Genomic DNA, 18,011 nt, shown 5'->3' with positions numbered 1-18,011 from the left:
AATCATAAGATTTGCATTTTTTATATGTTATTGATTATTCAACATCAGTAGCATTGTCATCTTGTGCCGATTCTTCAAGCGAGCTATCAAATATTAAAATAGCTTTACCATCAGTTTCGATCATACCTTGCTCTTCAAGGGTTTTTAAAACGCGTCCGACCATTTCACGTGAACATCCAACAATACGGCCAATTTCTTGACGAGTAATACGGATTTGACGACCATTTGGAAGGATCATCGCTTCTGGTTGAGCACATAAATCAATTAAACAACGTGCAATACGACCAGAAACATCAATAAATGCAAGGTCTGTTACTTTACGGGTGGTGTTTTTCAAACGTCTAACTAACTGTGCAAAAACAGCATAACTTAAGTCGGGATAAGTTCGACTTAATTCATGGAAGTTTTCATAGCTGATTTCTGCGATTTCACATGTATCACGAGTTCTAACTTCGGCAGTACGTTGTGGATTTGCTTCAAACAAGCCCATTTCACCAAAGAAGTCACCAGGATTTAGGTATGCGACGACAATTTCTCGATCATCATCTTCGCGTAATATGATTGAAACTGAACCTTTTAAAATCAAATAGAGTGATTTTGATTCACTACCCTCATCAATAATAGTCATTCGTTTCGGAAAACGATTGATTTGGGCGCGTTTGAGTAATGCCTTTACGGATTCCGGGAGTTGACCTGGAGATAAGGCATCAGTACTTAGATATGATAAATTGGAAGCCATGCTTATAAATTCCAAACTGGATAGTAAATAGATCTATAGACCTAGAATGAGCTCATAAAGCAGAAGCAACGAGGTGAAATTCCTTCTCAACCCATTTTATGCTAGTGTTACCGCTACCCCGTCAATTTATAGATTTTTTTAGGTGGTTGCAATGCAAACAAGTGTACATTGGTTAGAGAATGTTGCTTTTGAGGCAAATTCTGAAAGCGGACACCGAGTGGTTATGGATGGTTCTGCTGCTTATGGCGGTCAAAATCTGGGACCGCGTCCTATGGAGCTAATTTTAATGGGACTTGGTGGTTGTGCATCTTTCGATATTGTAACTATTTTAAAGAAATCCAAACAGGATGTGACGGATGTTGTTTGTCAGCTTAAAGCTGATCGAGCTGATGCAGTTCCTGCTGTGTTCACCAAAATTCATTTACATTTTGTTGTTACTGGCCGCAATGTCAAAGAAAAGCAAGTTGCCAAAGCAATTGAATTATCTGCTGAAAAATATTGTTCCGCGAGCAAAATGTTGTCAGCTGGTGGGGTTGAAATTAGCCACGATTTTGAAATTATCGAAGCAGATGCAGGCGTATAATCTGTTAAGTCCCAGTGAAGCTATTGCTTCACTGGGGTATTTGAATCGCATGATAAGGGCCTGATTCAAAGCGTTGGATGTATTCTTTTTTGATTGATAAACTCTAAAATAAACTTTACATATTTGACTTGAAAAGCAATAAAATCACCACCATATTTATGCCGATTTATATTTTTTGATATATATCGTTAATAAACTGAAATATCTCTATTTTTTTTAAAAAAACGTTTGAAATTTATCTAACCATACCCATTTATAAATCAATCAAAAAATTTCTTGCGAGGAATAACAATAATGCGTTTTGAAAAATTTACTAATCGCTTACAACAAGCTCTGTCAGATGCTCAATCACTTGCAATGTCCAAAGATCATGCAGCGATTGAAGGTATCCATATTCTATCTGCTTTATTAAAAGAGCCTTCAAATTTAAGTTTGTTACAGCAAGCTGGTGCGCGTTTACCAGAATTACAAAGTGGGCTTGAGCAGGCATTAAATCAGGCAGCAACTTTGGGTCAAGTAACAGGCGATATTAATTTAAGCCCTGATGCGGTAAAAGCATTAAATCTAGCAGATAGTTTTGCGGTAAAAGCAGGAGACGAATTTTTATCAACAGATTGGGTGTTATTGGGATTGTTACAAACTGGCGCCACTAAAAAATTAATGAGTGATGCTGGTTTAAATGTTGAAACTTTACGTCAAGTGATCGATAAAATTAGAGGAAATGACAAAGTAATGAGTAACAATCATGAAGATCAACGTGACTCTCTGAATAAATATACGATTGATTTAAATGAACGTGCCTTGATGGGTAAATTAGATCCTGTTATTGGTCGTGATGAAGAAATCCGTCGTACTATTCAGGTTTTGTCGCGTAGAACAAAGAATAACCCTGTATTAATTGGGGAACCTGGTGTTGGTAAAACAGCTATTGTTGAAGGTCTAGCTCAACGAATTGTAAATGGTGAAGTACCTGATAGTTTAAAAGATAAACGAGTTTTATCTTTAGATTTAGGTGCATTACTGGCTGGTGCAAAATACCGTGGTGAGTTTGAAGAACGTCTCAAAGCTGTTTTGACAGATTTGGCAAAGCAGGAAGGTAGTGTCATCTTATTTATAGATGAATTACATACGCTAGTGGGTGCTGGTAAAGGTGATGGGGCTATGGATGCAGGTAATATGCTTAAACCTGCATTAGCACGTGGTGAACTTCGTTGTGTTGGTGCCACTACCTTGGATGAGTACCGCCAATATATTGAAAAAGATGCTGCCTTAGAGCGTCGTTTCCAAAAAGTATTGGTTGATGAGCCAAGTGTTGAAGATACCATTGCAATTTTACGTGGTTTAAAAGAGAAGTATGCAACGCATCATGGTGTACAGATCTTAGACTCAGCAATTATTGCTGCAGCAAAAATGTCACACCGTTATATTACTGATCGCCAATTGCCCGATAAAGCCATCGATTTGATCGATGAAGCTGCATCACGTATCAAAATGGAAATTGACTCTAAACCTGAACCACTTGATCGTCTCGACCGTCGTTTGATTCAGTTGAAAATGCAGTTAGAGGCTGTGAAAAAAGATGAGGATTCGGTGAGTAAAGTCGAAGTTAGTCATCTAGAACAGCAAATTGCAGAAGTGCAAAAAGAGTATAACGACCTTGAGGAAGTATGGCGTGCTGAAAAAACTTTAGTTGAAGGCACAAGTAAGGTTCAAATTGAGCTAGATCAAGCACGTATTGCGCAAGAGAAGGCACAGCGTGACGGTGACTGGGCAGAAGCAAGTCGCTTACAGTATGGCGTCATTCCTGAGTTGCAAAAACGTTTAGAGCATGTTGAAAAAGTAGATGAGGCTGAAGAGCCTAAGTTGATTCGTACTAAAGTAACTGATAATGAAATTGCTGAAGTCGTGAGTGCAGCAACTGGTATTCCTGTTGCAAAAATGCTTCAAGGCGAACGTGAAAAGTTGCTTGAAATGGAATCATTTTTACATCAACGCGTGGTTGGTCAAGATGAAGCTGTAGTTGCGGTATCGAATGCAATTCGTCGTTCAAGAGCAGGCTTATCAGATCCTAATCGTCCAAGTGGTTCGTTCTTGTTCTTAGGACCAACAGGTGTAGGTAAAACTGAGTTGACCAAGGCTTTGGCAAACTTTATGTTTGACAGTGATGATGCCATGATCCGAATTGATATGAGTGAGTTCATGGAAAAACATTCGGTGAGTCGCTTGGTGGGTGCACCTCCAGGGTATGTTGGATATGAGGAAGGTGGTATTTTAACTGAGGCTGTACGTCGTAAACCGTATAGTGTGGTGTTGTTCGATGAGGTGGAAAAAGCACATCCAGATGTGTTTAATATCTTGCTGCAAGTTCTAGATGATGGGCGTTTGACTGATTCACAAGGGCGTACGATTGACTTTAAAAATACAGTCATTGTTATGACATCTAACCTAGGTTCACAAGATGTACGTGAATTAGGTGATGGTGCAAGTGATGAGGCTATTCGTGCAGTGGTGATGGCTGCTGTTGGTGAGCATTTCCGTCCAGAATTTATTAATCGTATTGACGAACTTGTTGTTTTCCATGCATTGAAAAAAGAACAGATCCGCGGTATTGCCGACATTCAATTAAATCGTCTACGTTCGCGTTTAGAAGAGCGTGATTTACGATTTAATGTGGAAGATAACGCATTTGATTTGTTAATAGATGCAGGTTATGACCCAATTTTTGGTGCAAGACCATTGAAACGTGCAATTCAACAGCAAGTGGAGAACCCATTAGCACAAAAAATCTTGGCTGGTGAGTTCCAACCTGGTGATCGCATTGAGGTGACTGCTGATCATGGTCAACTTCAATTTGTGAAAACAAAGTTGAGTTAATCTGAACATTTTATTCTGTATACACAAAATATCGGCTTTATAGCCGATATTTTTTTTGCCTATCTCCATTGGTCTGAAAATTGAATGACATAATTGTAATATGGGATAGGAGTTGCTAGGTTCATTGTAGGAACGTAAGAAATGGATAGCTTATATGAACAGATTAATTCGTCAAAACAACAATATTTGCAAGCAGTGGGGGATCTTAGTTCTTATTGGTTGTTGTTATCAGCCAGCAGCAATGGCTGAGCCAGTCTCTTTTTTTCACCTACAAGATGCTGAGCTGAAAGGTACATCTTGGGTTACTGAGCAAGCTATTTCTAATGTGCTATCACTCTCTCAGACGGCTTCTCCTGTTACTACTCAAGATTTAAGTCAAGTTTATTCTGATCAACATAATATCTGGCTTATTGAGCAAACTGTTTATGACCAACATCAGCAACAGAAACAATTAAAACCCATTGAAACCGTGACTAAAATTGTCGATCCACCTCAAAAATTTAAAATAGTTGAAATAGGTTTAAGTCATCATGGCAATACAGTGGTGATTGATACGCCTGAAAAAGTAACGATTTGGGTGAACCCAGAGGCGAAACAGTCGAGCATACAACATTAAGGCATTTTAAATACATAAAAAAACCTGAAAGCCTAAACTTTCAGGTTGTGGTTTTTATGATGGTTTACACACCATAATGTGTGATTTTCCAAGCGCGGTGGATTTTTTGATTACGCTTAAAGTCAGGACCAATGGTTTCGTGGGTAATTTCAACTGTTTCAAACATGGCTTGAACTTCCTCATCTAACTCAAAACCACGATAGTTGTTTGAGAAGTAGAGCGTTCCACCTGAACTTAAACGGTTCATGGCTCGTTTTAACAGAGAGTTATGGTCACGTTGCACATCAAAAGTTCCATAAAACTTTTTCGAATTTGAGAATGTTGGTGGGTCGATAAAGATAAGATCATATTGTTCATGACCTTCTTTAAGCCACTCAAAACAATCACTGGCAAAAAACTGGTGTTGCTCATCAGCATGATCAACAGTTAGACCATTGAGCACAAAGTTTTCTTTAGACCAGTTCAGATAAGTATTGGACAAGTCAACACTGGTTGTACTCGCAGCACCACCTAAGGCAGCATGTAAGCTTGCGGTAGAGGTATAACTGTAAAGATTTAAGAAGTGCTTACCTTTTGCTTCTTTAGCAATGCGTAAACGCATTTGACGGTGGTCTAAGAATAATCCAGTATCTAGATAATCCGTTAAGTTCACTAAAATCTTTGCTTGACCTTCTTGTACAATAAAACGTTTCGAAGCTGTAGATTGTTTGCTGTACTGGTTTTTACCTTCTTGACGAGCACGAGTTTTAATAAAGATGACATCACGATTTAGCCCCGTTACTGCACGAATAGCAGCAAGCGCTAAATTAAAACGCTTTTTGGCTTTTTCTGGATCAATCTTTTTCGGTGGTGCATATTCTTGTACATGCAAGCGATCACCATAGATATCAACTGCCAAATTAAAGTCGGGTAGATCTGCATCGTATACACGTAAACAATGTACTTGATCTTTAACGACCCATTTTTTTAAGCTTTGTAGATTTTTTTGTAGGCGGTTGGCAAAGTCTTCAGCACCTTCAATTGCCTCAAAGCTTTGTGGTTGCCAAGTTTCTAACCATGGTTTTACGACAGTTGCTGCTTTAACCACACCAGAGCGAATATAAATAGGCAGTTTACCATTCATCAAGCGCATGGTTTGAGGATCATGCAATGCCAAAACATCCGCCTGTTCAACTTGAGCAGCAATAATAGCAACGGTTTGATTTGGGAAATATTGTTGTAGACGTGCAGATAAACCTTGGTAAAGTGCACGGTTAGATGCTTTTTCACCTAAACGCTCACCATATGGTGGGTTTGTTACCAATACCGCTGTTTTATTTTCAGTATGAAAATCAGGCCAATCGGCTAAAGTACGCTCTTCGATTTTAATATGATCGAGTACCGATTCAAAACCAGCAGCAATAATATTTTGTTTGGTTGCTTTAATTGCTTCCCAGTCTGCATCGAAAGCATAAAAAGCAGGTAGTGTTTGTTCTAGTGCATGTTGGTGACGTGTAGCAGCATCAGCTTTAATATTCATCCAAAGTTCATGATCATGACCTTGCCAACCATTAAAACCAAAGCGACGAACTAGACCAGGTGCACGATCAGTTAAGATCATTAAAGCTTCAATGATGAACGTACCAGAACCACACATTGGGTCAACAAAAATATCAGGACGTTTTTTAGCGAGGCCTATACGCATCAAGATTGCAGCAGCTAAGTTTTCTTTAATTGGCGCATCCGTCATATAACGACGATATCCACGCTTATGTAAAGAATCACCAGACAGATCAAGACAGAAATGGTGTTCAGTTTTACCCGCTTGGACAAAGAGTGTAATTTCTGGAGCTTTAGTATCAATACTTGGGCGGCGTCCTACAGCATCCATAAATGCATCAACTACACCATCTTTGGCACGTAAGGTTGCAAACTGGGTGTTCACTTTAATTTCACGTTCAGTATGCAAACGAATGGCAAAAGTACTTTGGGCAGAAAAAATCAATGACCAATCAAAAGCAATAGCGGCTTCATAAAGCTCTTCTGCGACATCACGTGCGTCATGAGTACGTTCAATTTCTACACTGTGAATTGGCATCAATACACGTGAAGCTAAACGTGACCACATGCAGATTTTATAGGCATGTTCAAGCGTACCTTTAAATACTAAGCGCCCTGGAAAACGCTCAACCTCACTGACCCCTAAATCATGTATTTCTTCTTGGAGTAGGTTTTCTAATCCATCCGCACAGGTCACCCAATAGGTTGATAAACGCGGTTTTGAGTTCATGTAAATTTCCAAAGCTGCTGAGCAATCAGTTATTTTAACGTATTTTTAAGGGGAAAACTTGTGCAACATTTTATGCAAGGTGGCTTAGCTTGTTTTTCAGACAAGCCAGACAGTATATTGTTGCAGAATTGCATGTCATCAATAAGTCAGTTTATTTGATTTACGTGCAGTCTAAAATGTTCAATGGCGCGTAAACGACTTTGTTTTAAATCAACAATAGGTTTCGGATAATTTAATTGAATATTGGGTTGATACTGGTAGGGCATATGGATTGTTTTGTTATCTAAATGCTTTAATTCAGGCAACCATTGACGAATATAATGACCATGGGGGTCAAAACGTTGTGACTGAGTCATTGGGTTAAAAATCCGAAAATATGGTACGGCATCAACACCAGTAGATGCACACCATTGCCAGCCGCCGTTATTGGCTGCTAAATCACCATCAATTAAATGCTGCATAAACCACTGTTCACCTAAACGCCAATCGATGAGTAGATTTTTACTTAAAAACATGGCGCTAATCATACGAACTCGATTATGCATCCAGCCTGTGGCCAATAATTGACGCATGCCTGCATCAACAATAGGGATACCTGTGTGTCCATGTTGCCAAGCGATTAACTCTGATTCAGCCTCACGCCATTTTAGCTGTTGTAGTTCAGGCTTGAAGCTTTTACCTTTAGAAATTTGGGGATAGTGGAATAATATATGTTGATAAAACTCACGCCAAAGCAGTTCGTCTAACCAAATTTGCTGACCATGATGGCGTAGATGAAATTGACCATGACTAGATGAAAACAAAGCATGTAAGCATTGTCGAACAGAGAGGATACCAATATTTAAATAGGGGGATAATTGACTGCTGCCTTGGGCGGCTGGAAAATCACGAGTTTGATCGTAATCTAAAACATCATGCTGAATAAAATCATCTAGTTTTTTCCATGCATAGCCTTCAGTAATCGGCCATAACGCTTGTTGTTCTGGAGCAATATCGTTAAAACCGAGTTCAGTTAGAGTGGGAATCTTATTAGGCAGGGTGCAATTGAGTTGAAGTTGATGTTGTGAATCAACGCTAGGGAAACATTGTGGCAAGCAAATATTCAGTTGCTCGTAGACAGTCTTTTTAAATGCACCAAAAACTTTATAGGGCTGTTGAGATTTACTTAATATACTTCCTACCTGAAATATGCTGCGATCATGATAGAGAAAGAGTGTTTTTTTGTGCTGGGCAAGATGCTCAGAGATGAATTGATCGCGATGATGTTCATTGTCACCATATTCTATATTTGCATGTACATTCTGAATATTGAGTTTATTGAGCCATATAAGTAAGGATGGGGAAACATTATGCCAATAGTCAATATGTTCAATAATTAAAGGAATATTAAGTAAGAGCAATTGTTGCTGAAGTGCCTTAAGTTGTCTTAAATAAAAATCGATTTTAATTGTAGCGTCATTATGCAGTTGCCACTGAGCAGGACTAAGTATGACTAAGGCAATACATGGACCCGCTTGGCGAGCATGCCAAAGAGCAGCATGATCATGTATACGTAAGTCTTGTCTAAACCAAATAAGTTGCAAAGGCGGCATAATGAAAATAGCTTTAAATCAGGCATCTTGTTTAAACTAACATGAAATATTATGGTCGTAATTATTTTGATTTATTGTAATGTATCAAGAATGTTCAAGCATTATGCATTCTAGCTAGGTATTGCATAACTGGCTAAAACATAAGCGAGCATTTGAAGTGAATCTCTGTATAATAGTTCAACTTAACAGATCAGGAATCTCTCATGCACGTGGCTGCATTGCATACTCCGAGTCAGATTCAACTCAATCAATATGGTCAGTTGAAACATTTTTTGACCATCGAAGGGCTTTCCAAACAGACCCTGACAAAAATTCTAGATACCGCCCATTCCTTTATTAATGATCAAAATCAACTGGTGACTACGCCTATTTTACAAGGCCACACCGTGATGAATTTGTTCTTTGAGAACTCTACACGTACACGTACTACTTTTGAAGCTGCAGCAAAACGTTTGTCAGCTAACGTACTTAACATTGATATTGCACGTTCAAGTACATCAAAAGGTGAAACTTTGCGTGATACATTGTGGAATCTTGAAGCAATGGCAGCCGATATTTTTGTTGTACGACATTCATCATCTGGTGCTGCACATTTCATTGCTGAAACCGTGTGCCCCAATATTGCGATTATTAATGCAGGCGATGGGCGTCATGCGCATCCAACTCAAGCAATGTTGGATATGTTGACTATTCGCCGTGAAACTAAAAAACCATTTGAGCAACTTAGTGTTGCAATTATTGGTGATATTAAACATTCACGTGTGGCACGTTCTGATGTCGCTGCATTACAGACTTTGGGCTGTACAGACATACGTGTTATTGCGCCAAATACATTGCTTCCTTTTGGTTTTAGTGAATATGGTGAAGGTGTTCGCTTATTTAATAATATGGAGCAGGGCATTCGTGACTGTGATGTAATTATTACCTTACGTATTCAAAATGAACGTATAAATTCACCAGCACTGTCTTCACAGTCTGAATTTTATAAACTGTTTGGCCTTAACCAAGCACGTTTAGCTCTTGCTAAACCTGAGTGTATTGTGATGCATCCAGGTCCAATGAACCGTGGTGTGGAAATTGATTCAAGTATTGCCGATGGCCCTCAATCGGTGATTTTACATCAGGTGACCAATGGTATTGCTGTACGTATGGCAGTATTGGCATTGTCAATGCAAGGCCAATTGCAAGAAAAAGGTCTTATTGAAGCTATTAGTGTATAAAGGATCGTCATGTCTACAGTAAAAATTAGCAATGTTCGTGTATTGGACCCTGTATTACAACGCGATCAAGTCCAAGATATTTATCTGCAAAACGGTTGTGTTGTTGAAGCTACAACTGAAATTAGTACAGAGATTGATGGTCAAGGTAAATGGTTAATGCCAACCATGGTAGATCTTTGTGCGCGTTTACGTGAACCAGGTCAGCAACAACATGGTACTTTAGTTTCGGAAGGGCGTGCTGCGCGTGAAAATGGTATTTTGCACGTTTTTACACCGCCAGATTCCAAACCGATCGTACAAGATAACGGTGCTTTGGTACATGGTTTAGTGGAAAAAGCATGGTTAGATGGGGGCATTTATTTACAAGTCATTGGTGCACAAACACAAGGCCTAAATGGTAAGCAGCCATCAAATATGGCGGGACTTAAAAAAGGCGGATGTGGTGCGGTCTCTAATGCCAATGCTGCTTTTGAAAATGATGATGTGGTACTGCGTACCTTAGAATATGCAGCAGGTTTGGGCTTGACTGTCGTGTTCTATGCAGAAGAAGCACAAATTGCGACTGATGGCTGTGTACACGAAGGTTTCATTGCTTCACGTCAGGGTTTACCAATGATATCGCCGTTGGCAGAAACTATCGCAATTGCCAAATATTTGTTGATGGTTGAAGCAACTGGTGTAAGTGCACACTTTGGTTTATTGTCTTGTGGTGCTTCGGTTGCTTTAATTGAAGCTGCAAAAGCGAAGGGTTTAGCTGTGACCTGTGATGTGGCGATGCATCAGCTGCATTTAACTGACACATTAATTGATGGTTTTAACTCTCTTGCTCATGTACGTCCACCATTACGCTCTGAACAAGATAAACAAGTTTTACGTGAAGCAGTTCAATCTGGTGTAATTGATGCAATCTGTACGCATCATGAACCATTAAGTGCCTCAGCGAAGTTGGCGCCATTTGCAGAAACTGAACCTGGTATTAGTGCATTTGATAGCTATGTTGCGTTAGGTGTTCAGTTAGTACGTGAAGGTTTATTGACGCCATTACAATGGGTTGAAAAAGTTAGTTTATCCGCAGCACGTGTGGCGAATATGCAACAGCGTTGGGAAAAAGAAGCGGGTTGGGTATTGGTTGATCCAGAAATGAAGTGGACTTTGGATAAAAATTCGATTTTGTCCCATGGTAAGAATACTCCATTAATTCACCAAGAACTGCAGGGTAAAGTCATCGCAGTCTTTGTGGATAATAAAGCCTAAAATAGATTTTTAGTCTATATCTCTAATCTATTAATGATAGAGATTTATAATCACTCGATATAAATACGGATAGTTTGTATTTATATCGGGTGATTTTTTATACTGAATTTTGAGGTAAATACTGAAAATAGCGTTATTATTTAGACAAATATTCTCGATTATTAAGGTTAAATTTGCTTAAATAAAGCAAAATTGGATCTAGTGATAGTAAGAGATGAAAAATAAAGCAGCAGCTGTATTATTGATTAGTTCAGGGATGTTACTTTCTGGTTGTGATTATTTTAAAAATAAAAAAGACAAAACTGAAGAAGTGGCAACAGCATGGAGCTGTACTAGCCCTGAAAATATCACAAGCCTACAGAAGCAATTAAATGAACAATATGTAAAACAGGTTGATCGTGATTTACGTGAAAGTCATTATTATGAAGCGGATCAACAACTCCTTCGAACAATCAATCAGAATTTAAAGTTTAATGTTACTGAAATTCGTACAGTAACCACTGAAGCGAAAGATGCAACAAAATTAAGTTGTGAAGCACAATTGGTGATTAATTTACCAAAGGGATTACAACAACGGGCAACAAATGCTTTTGCCGAACATAATAAAGACTGTGAGGAATGTGAGGAGAATCAGACTTTACAAGACTATTTAGAAGCTGGCGGAGCTTCTGTACATATGTCTGAGAATAAATTGAGTGGCCCACTTAAATATGAACTCACTAAAACAGATAAAGATGGTTATCGTTTGCATATGGATTCACAAAATGAAGTACTTAATGGTTTAAGTTTCATGGTTATGAAGGCTGTACAATTTGCCTCATATGCCAAAGAAAACAAAACTATCCGTGATTCTGAAAAAGAAAATGATGCTGAGCATAATAAACAACAAGCATTGGCTCAAGCTGCGATGAATATTCGTCAAAAAGAGTTAAGCGTTGAAAAAGCCAGTCAAGTTGAGTTCTTAAATGAAACGTGGGAAAGCTTGAGTGTAGATATACGCCAAGCGCTTAAACAAGAGCAGAAAGAATGGTTCGAAAAACGTGATGTGGAATGTAAAGTGATATCACAACGAGATGTTTACGATTTGAGGGATCACGAAAAAGAAACTTATCAAAAGCAAGCAGATTATTGGACTGCTGACATGCGTAAGCAGAATCAAGCAATGCAGTATGATAAGTGTTTTATTGAAAAGACCATCGAACGCCGTGAAGAGTTACTCAATTAATTGAATAATTTGTAATATTCATTTTAGAGTAAGACATGAAAATTAGTATTATTGGTGCAGGCCGAGTGGCAAGCCACTTGGCACGAGGATTGTGCAATCAACATCAGATTGTACAGGTTATGAGTCCTACCTTGGAAAATGCTGAACGTGTTGCCCAAATTGCTGAGGCTAAGGCCATTAGTCATCTAGACGATCTAGATAATACGATTGATGTGCTTTTTATTGCTGTAAGTGATCAAGCCATTCAATCTGTCGTACAGGCTTTACCCGTACATATGCAACATGTACTGGTCATACACACATCGGGGAGTACTTCCATTGATGTGTTTGGCTCTTTGTTGACACGTGTTGGTGTATTTTATCCTTTACAGAGCTTTAGTTTAGAACGTGAAGTAGATTGGTCGACAACCCCACTATTATTGGAAGCTGCTCATCAAAATGACTTAGCGCTTTTAAAAATTCTTGCTGCTGCTTTGAGTGCTCGTGTGTATTGTTATGATTCTAAGCAACGTTTAAGCTTGCATTTGGCAGCAGTCTTTGCCTGCAATTTTACCAACTACTGCTATGATGCTGCTGCCCAACTATTAGACAGTGCCCAAGTTGATTTTCAATTGCTGTATCCGTTGATGTTGGAGACAGCAACTAAAGCAACACAGCATTCACCACAACAAATGCAGACAGGGCCAGCTGTTCGTCAGGATGACAATATTTTATCTTTACATCAACAGCTACTAGATCAAGCCCAACGCCCTGATTTGGCCATAATATATCAGTTAATGAGTCAAGCGATTATACGTCGTCATCATGGTGATGACTGATTAGATGATATTGAATTGAACGTGCAGAAAAATGATTAAAATAAAGTTAGTCAAACGCGAATGAATCACTATTTCACCCTGACTACATGCAGGGTGAAATAAGATTTTGAACATGAAAAATGTGAATAATAATTCGAATTACTTAATCTTCTTAAAGATAAAGTCATTAATTTTATGGCCTTCCTCTAAACCACGACGTTCAAATTTTGTTTGTGGACGCCAGTCTGGACGAGGATAGCTATTGCCTTTACCTGCTAGGTTTTCTAGTGCAGGACGGTTGTCGAGTACATCAAGCATCCATTCGGCATAAGGTTCCCAATCGGTTGCAGCGTGGAAAGTACCACCAAGTTCAAGTTTTTGTTCAACCAATTGCATACGCTCATCGATTACAAAACGGCGTTTGAAGTGACGTTTTTTCTGCCATGGATCTGGGAAGTAGAGTTGTACACAATTAATGCTATTGTCCGGCATCTCTTTAAGTACTTGAATTGCATCGGCATCTAATACACGTAGGTTGTCTAATTCAGCCATACCTGCTTCATAGACACACTGTGCAATACCTGGAATATGCACTTCAATGCCAACAAAGTTACGTTCAGGATTGGCCTTAGCCATCAGTACCAAGGAACGTCCCATACCAAAACCAATTTCGACTGTTAAAGGGCGTTCTGGGTGAGGGAAATGTTGACGCACATCTGCTACTGGATATTGCAAAATAAGGTGGGCGTATTGTTCAAGCGCAGATCGCTGAGAAGTGTTGAGCGGAGAAGATCGACGCATGAACGTTACAATTTCACGTTGTTCAGGCAAATGTTCCAATTCTACTGGCTGCGCTTCTAGGTGATCATTTGACATATCGAGGAGCTATATATTTTTAAAAGCGCTATTTTAATTCTTTACGGAACGAAGTCAAACCCTGTCAGATTTATCTAATGCGGCATAAAACAATATTGTTTAGGGCGAGGGGCAATTTTAATAAAAATGTAACGAACCAAATAAAAGATTTTGTACCTATATTAGAATGATCAAAGAAAAAAGTTGAATTTTGAGCATTTAGATCATTTTTAACAAATATATGTAGATGATTTGCCCATTGGGAGTAAGCAATATATGAAAAACCTATTTATTTTTATTTCGTTTGGGGTTTTAAGCGCTTGTGCACTATCTGAGCCAACGGGTTATTATCAAGACTCTGTGGTAAAAAACAATAATGTTGAGGAATGGAAAAGGTGGGAAGCCCAAAAAAATGCTGAAGCTGGTTTAAGAGATATAGAAAGAAATAGACGAATTGCTGAAGATATACAAAAAAGACAATAGCCTCATGCTGATGATCTCTGATTTGTCTTAGAGATTAATTTGTAGTTTTTAAAGCTGAATGAGATTGATGATAGGGGGATGTGAAATAGATTGTCATAAATACTTCATGGCCATGTCATTTTATAGAATTATGTTAATTTGACATCAAACAATTTAGTTTAAAATTATGAAAGCATTAAAATTACATCAATTAGCATTAAGTTTTATCATGCTGGGTGCTTCTTTTTCGAGTCAAGCTCAGCAGATGTTTGCTCAAAGTGTAGATGTTAAAACGACGAATCAGATGGGGCAAGCAAGAGCTGCTGAGAATGCGCCGCTAAGTTGTAGTAGTCGAGATACCAGCATTGCTGATTTACAAACCTCACAACAAGGGCAACGTTATACTGTCCGTGGGGTGGTAACAGCGGATTATCGTTATAAAGATGGTTTCTCGGGATTTTATTTACAGACACCAGACAACAAAGCAAAAACAAATTTAAGTAATGCGATATTTGTTTATATACCTAATAACAGTAACTTTAAGGGTGGAAAAGCTGGTGATGAGGTTATATTAAATGGCCGATTAAGTTTATACAAAAACCAATTACAGCTTGATAACCTTACACAAGATCCAATTTCTTGTAATCAGGCAGTAGAAAGTTGGGTTAAACCACTCGATTTAAATTTACCTTTTACAAGTTTAGATGCCGAGACAGGTCATGTACCAAGACGTTATCAGGGAATGCTGGTTAAATTACCACAAACCTTAACTGTGAGTGAAAACTACAATTATGCTCGCTTTGGAGAGCTTTCGTTAAGCTTAAATCGCCTATATATTCCAACGAATTTATTTCCAGCTAAATCTACAGAAGCCACCAATTTAGCGAAACAAAATTTATTATCTAAAATAATTTTAGATGATGGGTTTAGTAAGCAAAATAAAACACCTTGGTTACCAACAAATTTTAGTGCGAAAAATACATTAAGAACAGGTTATGAACTTAAAAATGTTGAAGGGATCTTAGAGTATCGTTACGACGCATGGCGGATTCAACCTATTACAGGTAAAACGCCTGAGATATTAAGTACTCATAATCCACGACCCGCAATAGCTGCAAAAAATGATCAACAATTACGTGTTGCTGCCTTTAATGTATTGAATTATGACAATGGCCGTAATGGTTTTCCAACAGAGCGCGGTGCAAAAAGCCAAGCTGAGTTTGATAAGCAACATGCCAAAATTATGAGTGCAATGAAAAGTATCGATGCAGATGTTTATGCTTTGATGGAAATTGCAAATAATGGCTATGATGATAAAAGTGCAGTTGCATATTTAACACGTAGCCTAGGTGTAGATTGGCGTTATATTGTGCCCAATAATGTGGAACATTTAGGTTCTGATGTCATTAAAGTTGCGATTATTTATAATGTTAAACGGGTAAAACCTGTGGGAACAACGGCAATTTTTGATGATCAATCAGAAAAAAATCGCGTAACTATGGCACAAAGTTTTCAAGCAATAAATGGTGGAAAGATCTTTACTGTAATGCCAAATCACTTAAAGTCTAAGGGATGTAAAGGGGCGGAAGGCATAGATCAAGATCAACGAGATGGCCAAAGTTGTTGGAATCCAACACGTTTAAAAGCAGTACAACAGCAAATTCAATGGATAGCTAAAAATCCAACTCAAGTAGACAAACCTAATTTTCTGATCTTAGGTGATATGAATAGTTATGCGAAAGAAGATCCAATATTGGCCTTTGAAAAGGCCAACTATAAGGTCTTATTAAATGATCAAAAAATTGGTCAAGGTCAGACAGCATATAGTTATGTTTTTGGTGTTTCATCTGATGCTGAGGGATATGGTGGAGCAGGTAATCTTGACCATGCAATTAGCGATGAAAACCTTTACCCTTTTGTGAAGAGAGCATTTACATGGGCGATTAATGCAGATGAGCCGACAGCATTAAGTTATGAGCATGATTATAAGAGTGAGGAGCAAATAGAAGCTTTCTATCAAGCTGATGCTTATCGATCATCAGATCATGACCCTGTTATTGTAGATTTTGATTTTAATCCAGCAAAACCAATTCAAGAGGTAGAGTCAGAAAAAAGTGGTGGTGGTAGTATGGGGTTAACATCATTACTCGGATTGGCAACTCTACTTGGATTGGCAGTTTGGCGCCGACGTAATTAATAAGCCGAGATGAGCTTAGTGAAATGACATTAAGCTCATCAAACTTTTGATCGTTATAACATGACCATCTTTTTTTAATACTGAATTTATAATATAGAGAAGTGTTTATTCAATAATATGCTCTACAATCCATATATAAATATCGGTTAAATTCTTTATTAAAATGGAATCTGCCATATTGTTACTATTTAATTGTTCATTTAAATAAAGAATATCATTTTTTTGCTCTGGGTGTGCTTGAATGGCTTGTTTTATTGTTTCCTCAATACTAAGGGGCCATGTTGTTATATCTAGCTGATTTAGTGTTAATGGTAATAAGCGAATCATTCTTTTAATTAATGATTTTTTAATATTCAGTAACTCTATTTTATCTTTTTTATTATGTTTTAGAGTGAGCAGATATTGTGAAATTTCTTTTTCATAACCAGAATTTATTAATTGTATGACTTTAGGGCTTATTACAACTTGTGTAAAATTTGAAGATAAATCTTTCCCGTATATATTGACACAGAAAAACTTGATCCATGCTCCCCAATAGAGTTCATTCTTTTCAAGTAATACTTCATCAACATAACCTATATCGAAATCAATTTTGGGTAGGAAAGCGTATTTTTTTAATATTTTTTGCTGTATTTCAATTAGTTGTTGTTCTTGTTCAGTTTTTACTACTTTAAATAAAATACAAATATCTAAGTCGGAGTAGCCAATTTTAGCTGTTCCTTTAGCTACGCTCCCATAAACATAAATACTATGCACATCTTGATGATATGTGAGTACACATGCTTGAATAACATCTTCAAGCACGGGTTTAAAGGTGTTTTGAATTATTGTATTTTTCAAATATATTCATCAGCGACAATAAATTAAGTCTAACTATATTACATGTTGTAGCTTTTGAAAAATTGAAAATACATAAGGGTAAATTTTTGATGTTTAACTAATCTGGAATAATGTTATAAAAGGTATTAATTGTTTCTGATCTATTCAATTGATTTTGACATTATGATCAAGCCCTCATGTTCAGTAAATTGATTATTTTTATAAAATAGCTCCGATGGATACCCTCGTTCAGTATTTAAAATAATGGCATTAAGTTGTTCATTTTGACATTTTTTTTCAATATATTGCATCAGTCTTGAACCTACTTTTAAACCTTGATAATCAGGGTGAATAAAAAATTCATCAATGTAGTATTCTATGCCTTGATTCCAAGGTTTTTTAAAACCAATACTGGCCGCAATAATTTTATTTTGGCTATTTGCATTATATGGTTGAAATTAGTTCTTCATCTAAATAATCATCACCGCCATATAATTCAACCAAGGTTG

The 18,011-nt window shown here is 37.7% G+C and carries 14 protein-coding genes and 1 pseudogene; 9 read left to right on the top strand and 6 right to left on the bottom strand.

The window, feature by feature from the left end; all coding sequences use genetic code 11:
* Positions 1 to 34 precede the first annotated feature (34 nt).
* Positions 35 to 739 carry a cAMP-activated global transcriptional regulator CRP gene (gene crp / locus RFH42_RS00075; RefSeq protein ID WP_308973506.1) on the bottom strand — a complete coding sequence of 235 codons (705 nt, stop codon included), beginning with the start codon at positions 737 to 739 and terminating at the stop codon, positions 35 to 37.
* Positions 740 to 890: 151 nt separating this feature from the next.
* Here crp and RFH42_RS00070 point away from each other — a divergent pair, with 151 nt between their 5' ends.
* The 3 genes from RFH42_RS00070 to RFH42_RS00060 all read left to right on the top strand — a co-directional run bounded on the left by RFH42_RS00070 (position 891) and on the right by RFH42_RS00060 (position 4,812).
* Positions 891 to 1,322: an OsmC family protein gene (locus tag RFH42_RS00070; protein WP_308973505.1), complete on the top strand. Its 432-nt coding sequence runs from the start codon at positions 891 to 893 to the stop codon at positions 1,320 to 1,322.
* Between the two features lie 294 nt (positions 1,323 to 1,616).
* Positions 1,617 to 4,196 (top strand): ATP-dependent chaperone ClpB, encoded by a 2,580-nt coding sequence (gene clpB, locus RFH42_RS00065; protein ID WP_308973504.1) that lies wholly within the window; start codon positions 1,617 to 1,619, stop codon positions 4,194 to 4,196.
* A 154-nt stretch (positions 4,197 to 4,350) separates the two neighbouring features.
* Entirely contained in the window at positions 4,351 to 4,812 is a 462-nt protein-coding gene (locus RFH42_RS00060) for a hypothetical protein (protein WP_308973503.1), read from the top strand.
* 64 nt (positions 4,813 to 4,876) lie between these two features.
* On the opposite strand, the gene rlmKL is transcribed toward RFH42_RS00060, so the two are convergent.
* A complete protein-coding gene (rlmKL, locus tag RFH42_RS00055; RefSeq protein ID WP_308973502.1) occupies positions 4,877 to 7,081 on the bottom strand; it encodes a bifunctional 23S rRNA (guanine(2069)-N(7))-methyltransferase RlmK/23S rRNA (guanine(2445)-N(2))-methyltransferase RlmL in 2,205 nt (734 codons plus the stop codon).
* A gap of 146 nt (positions 7,082 to 7,227) precedes the next feature.
* Positions 7,228 to 8,673 carry a cryptochrome/photolyase family protein gene (locus tag RFH42_RS00050; protein WP_308973501.1) on the bottom strand — a complete coding sequence of 482 codons (1,446 nt, stop codon included), beginning with the start codon at positions 8,671 to 8,673 and terminating at the stop codon, positions 7,228 to 7,230.
* 203 nt (positions 8,674 to 8,876) lie between these two features.
* On the opposite strand from RFH42_RS00050, the gene RFH42_RS00045 reads away from it, so the two are divergent.
* The 4 genes from RFH42_RS00045 (at position 8,877) to RFH42_RS00030 (ending at position 13,190) form a co-directional block, all read left to right on the top strand.
* Entirely contained in the window at positions 8,877 to 9,893 is a 1,017-nt protein-coding gene (locus RFH42_RS00045; RefSeq protein ID WP_308973500.1) for an aspartate carbamoyltransferase catalytic subunit, read from the top strand.
* Positions 9,894 to 9,902: 9 nt separating this feature from the next.
* Positions 9,903 to 11,147 carry a dihydroorotase gene (locus RFH42_RS00040; protein WP_308973499.1) on the top strand — a complete coding sequence of 415 codons (1,245 nt, stop codon included), beginning with the start codon at positions 9,903 to 9,905 and terminating at the stop codon, positions 11,145 to 11,147.
* Positions 11,148 to 11,361: 214 nt separating this feature from the next.
* Positions 11,362 to 12,372 carry a lysozyme inhibitor LprI family protein gene (locus tag RFH42_RS00035; protein WP_308973498.1) on the top strand — a complete coding sequence of 337 codons (1,011 nt, stop codon included), beginning with the start codon at positions 11,362 to 11,364 and terminating at the stop codon, positions 12,370 to 12,372.
* Between the two features lie 35 nt (positions 12,373 to 12,407).
* Positions 12,408 to 13,190, top strand: coding sequence for a Rossmann-like and DUF2520 domain-containing protein (locus tag RFH42_RS00030; protein ID WP_308973497.1), 783 nt, complete (start codon positions 12,408 to 12,410; stop codon positions 13,188 to 13,190).
* Positions 13,191 to 13,328: 138 nt separating this feature from the next.
* Here RFH42_RS00030 and trmB read toward each other — a convergent pair whose 3' ends face one another.
* Positions 13,329 to 14,045 (bottom strand): tRNA (guanosine(46)-N7)-methyltransferase TrmB, encoded by a 717-nt coding sequence (gene trmB / locus RFH42_RS00025; RefSeq protein WP_308973496.1) that lies wholly within the window; start codon positions 14,043 to 14,045, stop codon positions 13,329 to 13,331.
* A 255-nt stretch (positions 14,046 to 14,300) separates the two neighbouring features.
* On the opposite strand from trmB, the gene RFH42_RS00020 reads away from it, so the two are divergent.
* Both RFH42_RS00020 and RFH42_RS00015 read left to right on the top strand, forming a co-directional pair.
* Positions 14,301 to 14,507, top strand: a complete 207-nt coding sequence (locus RFH42_RS00020; RefSeq protein WP_308973495.1) for a hypothetical protein — start codon at positions 14,301 to 14,303, stop codon at positions 14,505 to 14,507.
* 316 nt (positions 14,508 to 14,823) lie between these two features.
* Positions 14,824 to 16,683, top strand: a pseudogene (locus tag RFH42_RS00015) (ExeM/NucH family extracellular endonuclease); the annotation flags it as partial.
* 105 nt (positions 16,684 to 16,788) lie between these two features.
* Here the strand turns inward: RFH42_RS00015 and RFH42_RS00010 are convergent.
* Both RFH42_RS00010 and RFH42_RS00005 read right to left on the bottom strand, forming a co-directional pair.
* Positions 16,789 to 17,523 carry a nucleotidyltransferase domain-containing protein gene (locus tag RFH42_RS00010; RefSeq protein ID WP_308973494.1) on the bottom strand — a complete coding sequence of 245 codons (735 nt, stop codon included), beginning with the start codon at positions 17,521 to 17,523 and terminating at the stop codon, positions 16,789 to 16,791.
* Positions 17,524 to 17,663: 140 nt separating this feature from the next.
* The gene (locus tag RFH42_RS00005; RefSeq protein ID WP_374990800.1) at positions 17,664 to 17,924 is read right to left on the bottom strand and encodes a GNAT family N-acetyltransferase; all 261 of its coding nucleotides are present in this window, start codon (positions 17,922 to 17,924) and stop codon (positions 17,664 to 17,666) included.
* Positions 17,925 to 18,011 lie beyond the last annotated feature (87 nt).

Origin of the sequence: Acinetobacter rudis, assembly GCF_031157835.1 — a bacterium.
Classification (GTDB): domain Bacteria; phylum Pseudomonadota; class Gammaproteobacteria; order Pseudomonadales; family Moraxellaceae; genus Acinetobacter; species Acinetobacter rudis_A.
The sequence above is the reverse complement of the archived record's forward strand: the minus strand, read 5'-3'. Positions and strand labels throughout refer to the sequence as shown.

What these genes read in the sequence shown, in the direction of transcription:
- RFH42_RS00060 (WP_308973503.1), top strand. Translation starts at nt 4,351, where the DNA reads ATGAACAGATTAATTCGTCAAAACAACAATATTTGCAAGCAGTGGGGG.
- clpB (WP_308973504.1), top strand. Translation starts at nt 1,617, where the DNA reads ATGCGTTTTGAAAAATTTACTAATCGCTTACAACAAGCTCTGTCAGAT.
- RFH42_RS00050 (WP_308973501.1), bottom strand. Translation starts at nt 8,673, where the DNA reads ATGCCGCCTTTGCAACTTATTTGGTTTAGACAAGACTTACGTATACAT.
- RFH42_RS00045 (WP_308973500.1), top strand. Translation starts at nt 8,877, where the DNA reads ATGCACGTGGCTGCATTGCATACTCCGAGTCAGATTCAACTCAATCAA.
- RFH42_RS00030 (WP_308973497.1), top strand. Translation starts at nt 12,408, where the DNA reads ATGAAAATTAGTATTATTGGTGCAGGCCGAGTGGCAAGCCACTTGGCA.
- RFH42_RS00070 (WP_308973505.1), top strand. Translation starts at nt 891, where the DNA reads ATGCAAACAAGTGTACATTGGTTAGAGAATGTTGCTTTTGAGGCAAAT.
- rlmKL (WP_308973502.1), bottom strand. Translation starts at nt 7,081, where the DNA reads ATGAACTCAAAACCGCGTTTATCAACCTATTGGGTGACCTGTGCGGAT.
- RFH42_RS00020 (WP_308973495.1), top strand. Translation starts at nt 14,301, where the DNA reads ATGAAAAACCTATTTATTTTTATTTCGTTTGGGGTTTTAAGCGCTTGT.
- crp (WP_308973506.1), bottom strand. Translation starts at nt 739, where the DNA reads ATGGCTTCCAATTTATCATATCTAAGTACTGATGCCTTATCTCCAGGT.
- RFH42_RS00040 (WP_308973499.1), top strand. Translation starts at nt 9,903, where the DNA reads ATGTCTACAGTAAAAATTAGCAATGTTCGTGTATTGGACCCTGTATTA.
- trmB (WP_308973496.1), bottom strand. Translation starts at nt 14,045, where the DNA reads ATGTCAAATGATCACCTAGAAGCGCAGCCAGTAGAATTGGAACATTTG.
- RFH42_RS00035 (WP_308973498.1), top strand. Translation starts at nt 11,362, where the DNA reads ATGAAAAATAAAGCAGCAGCTGTATTATTGATTAGTTCAGGGATGTTA.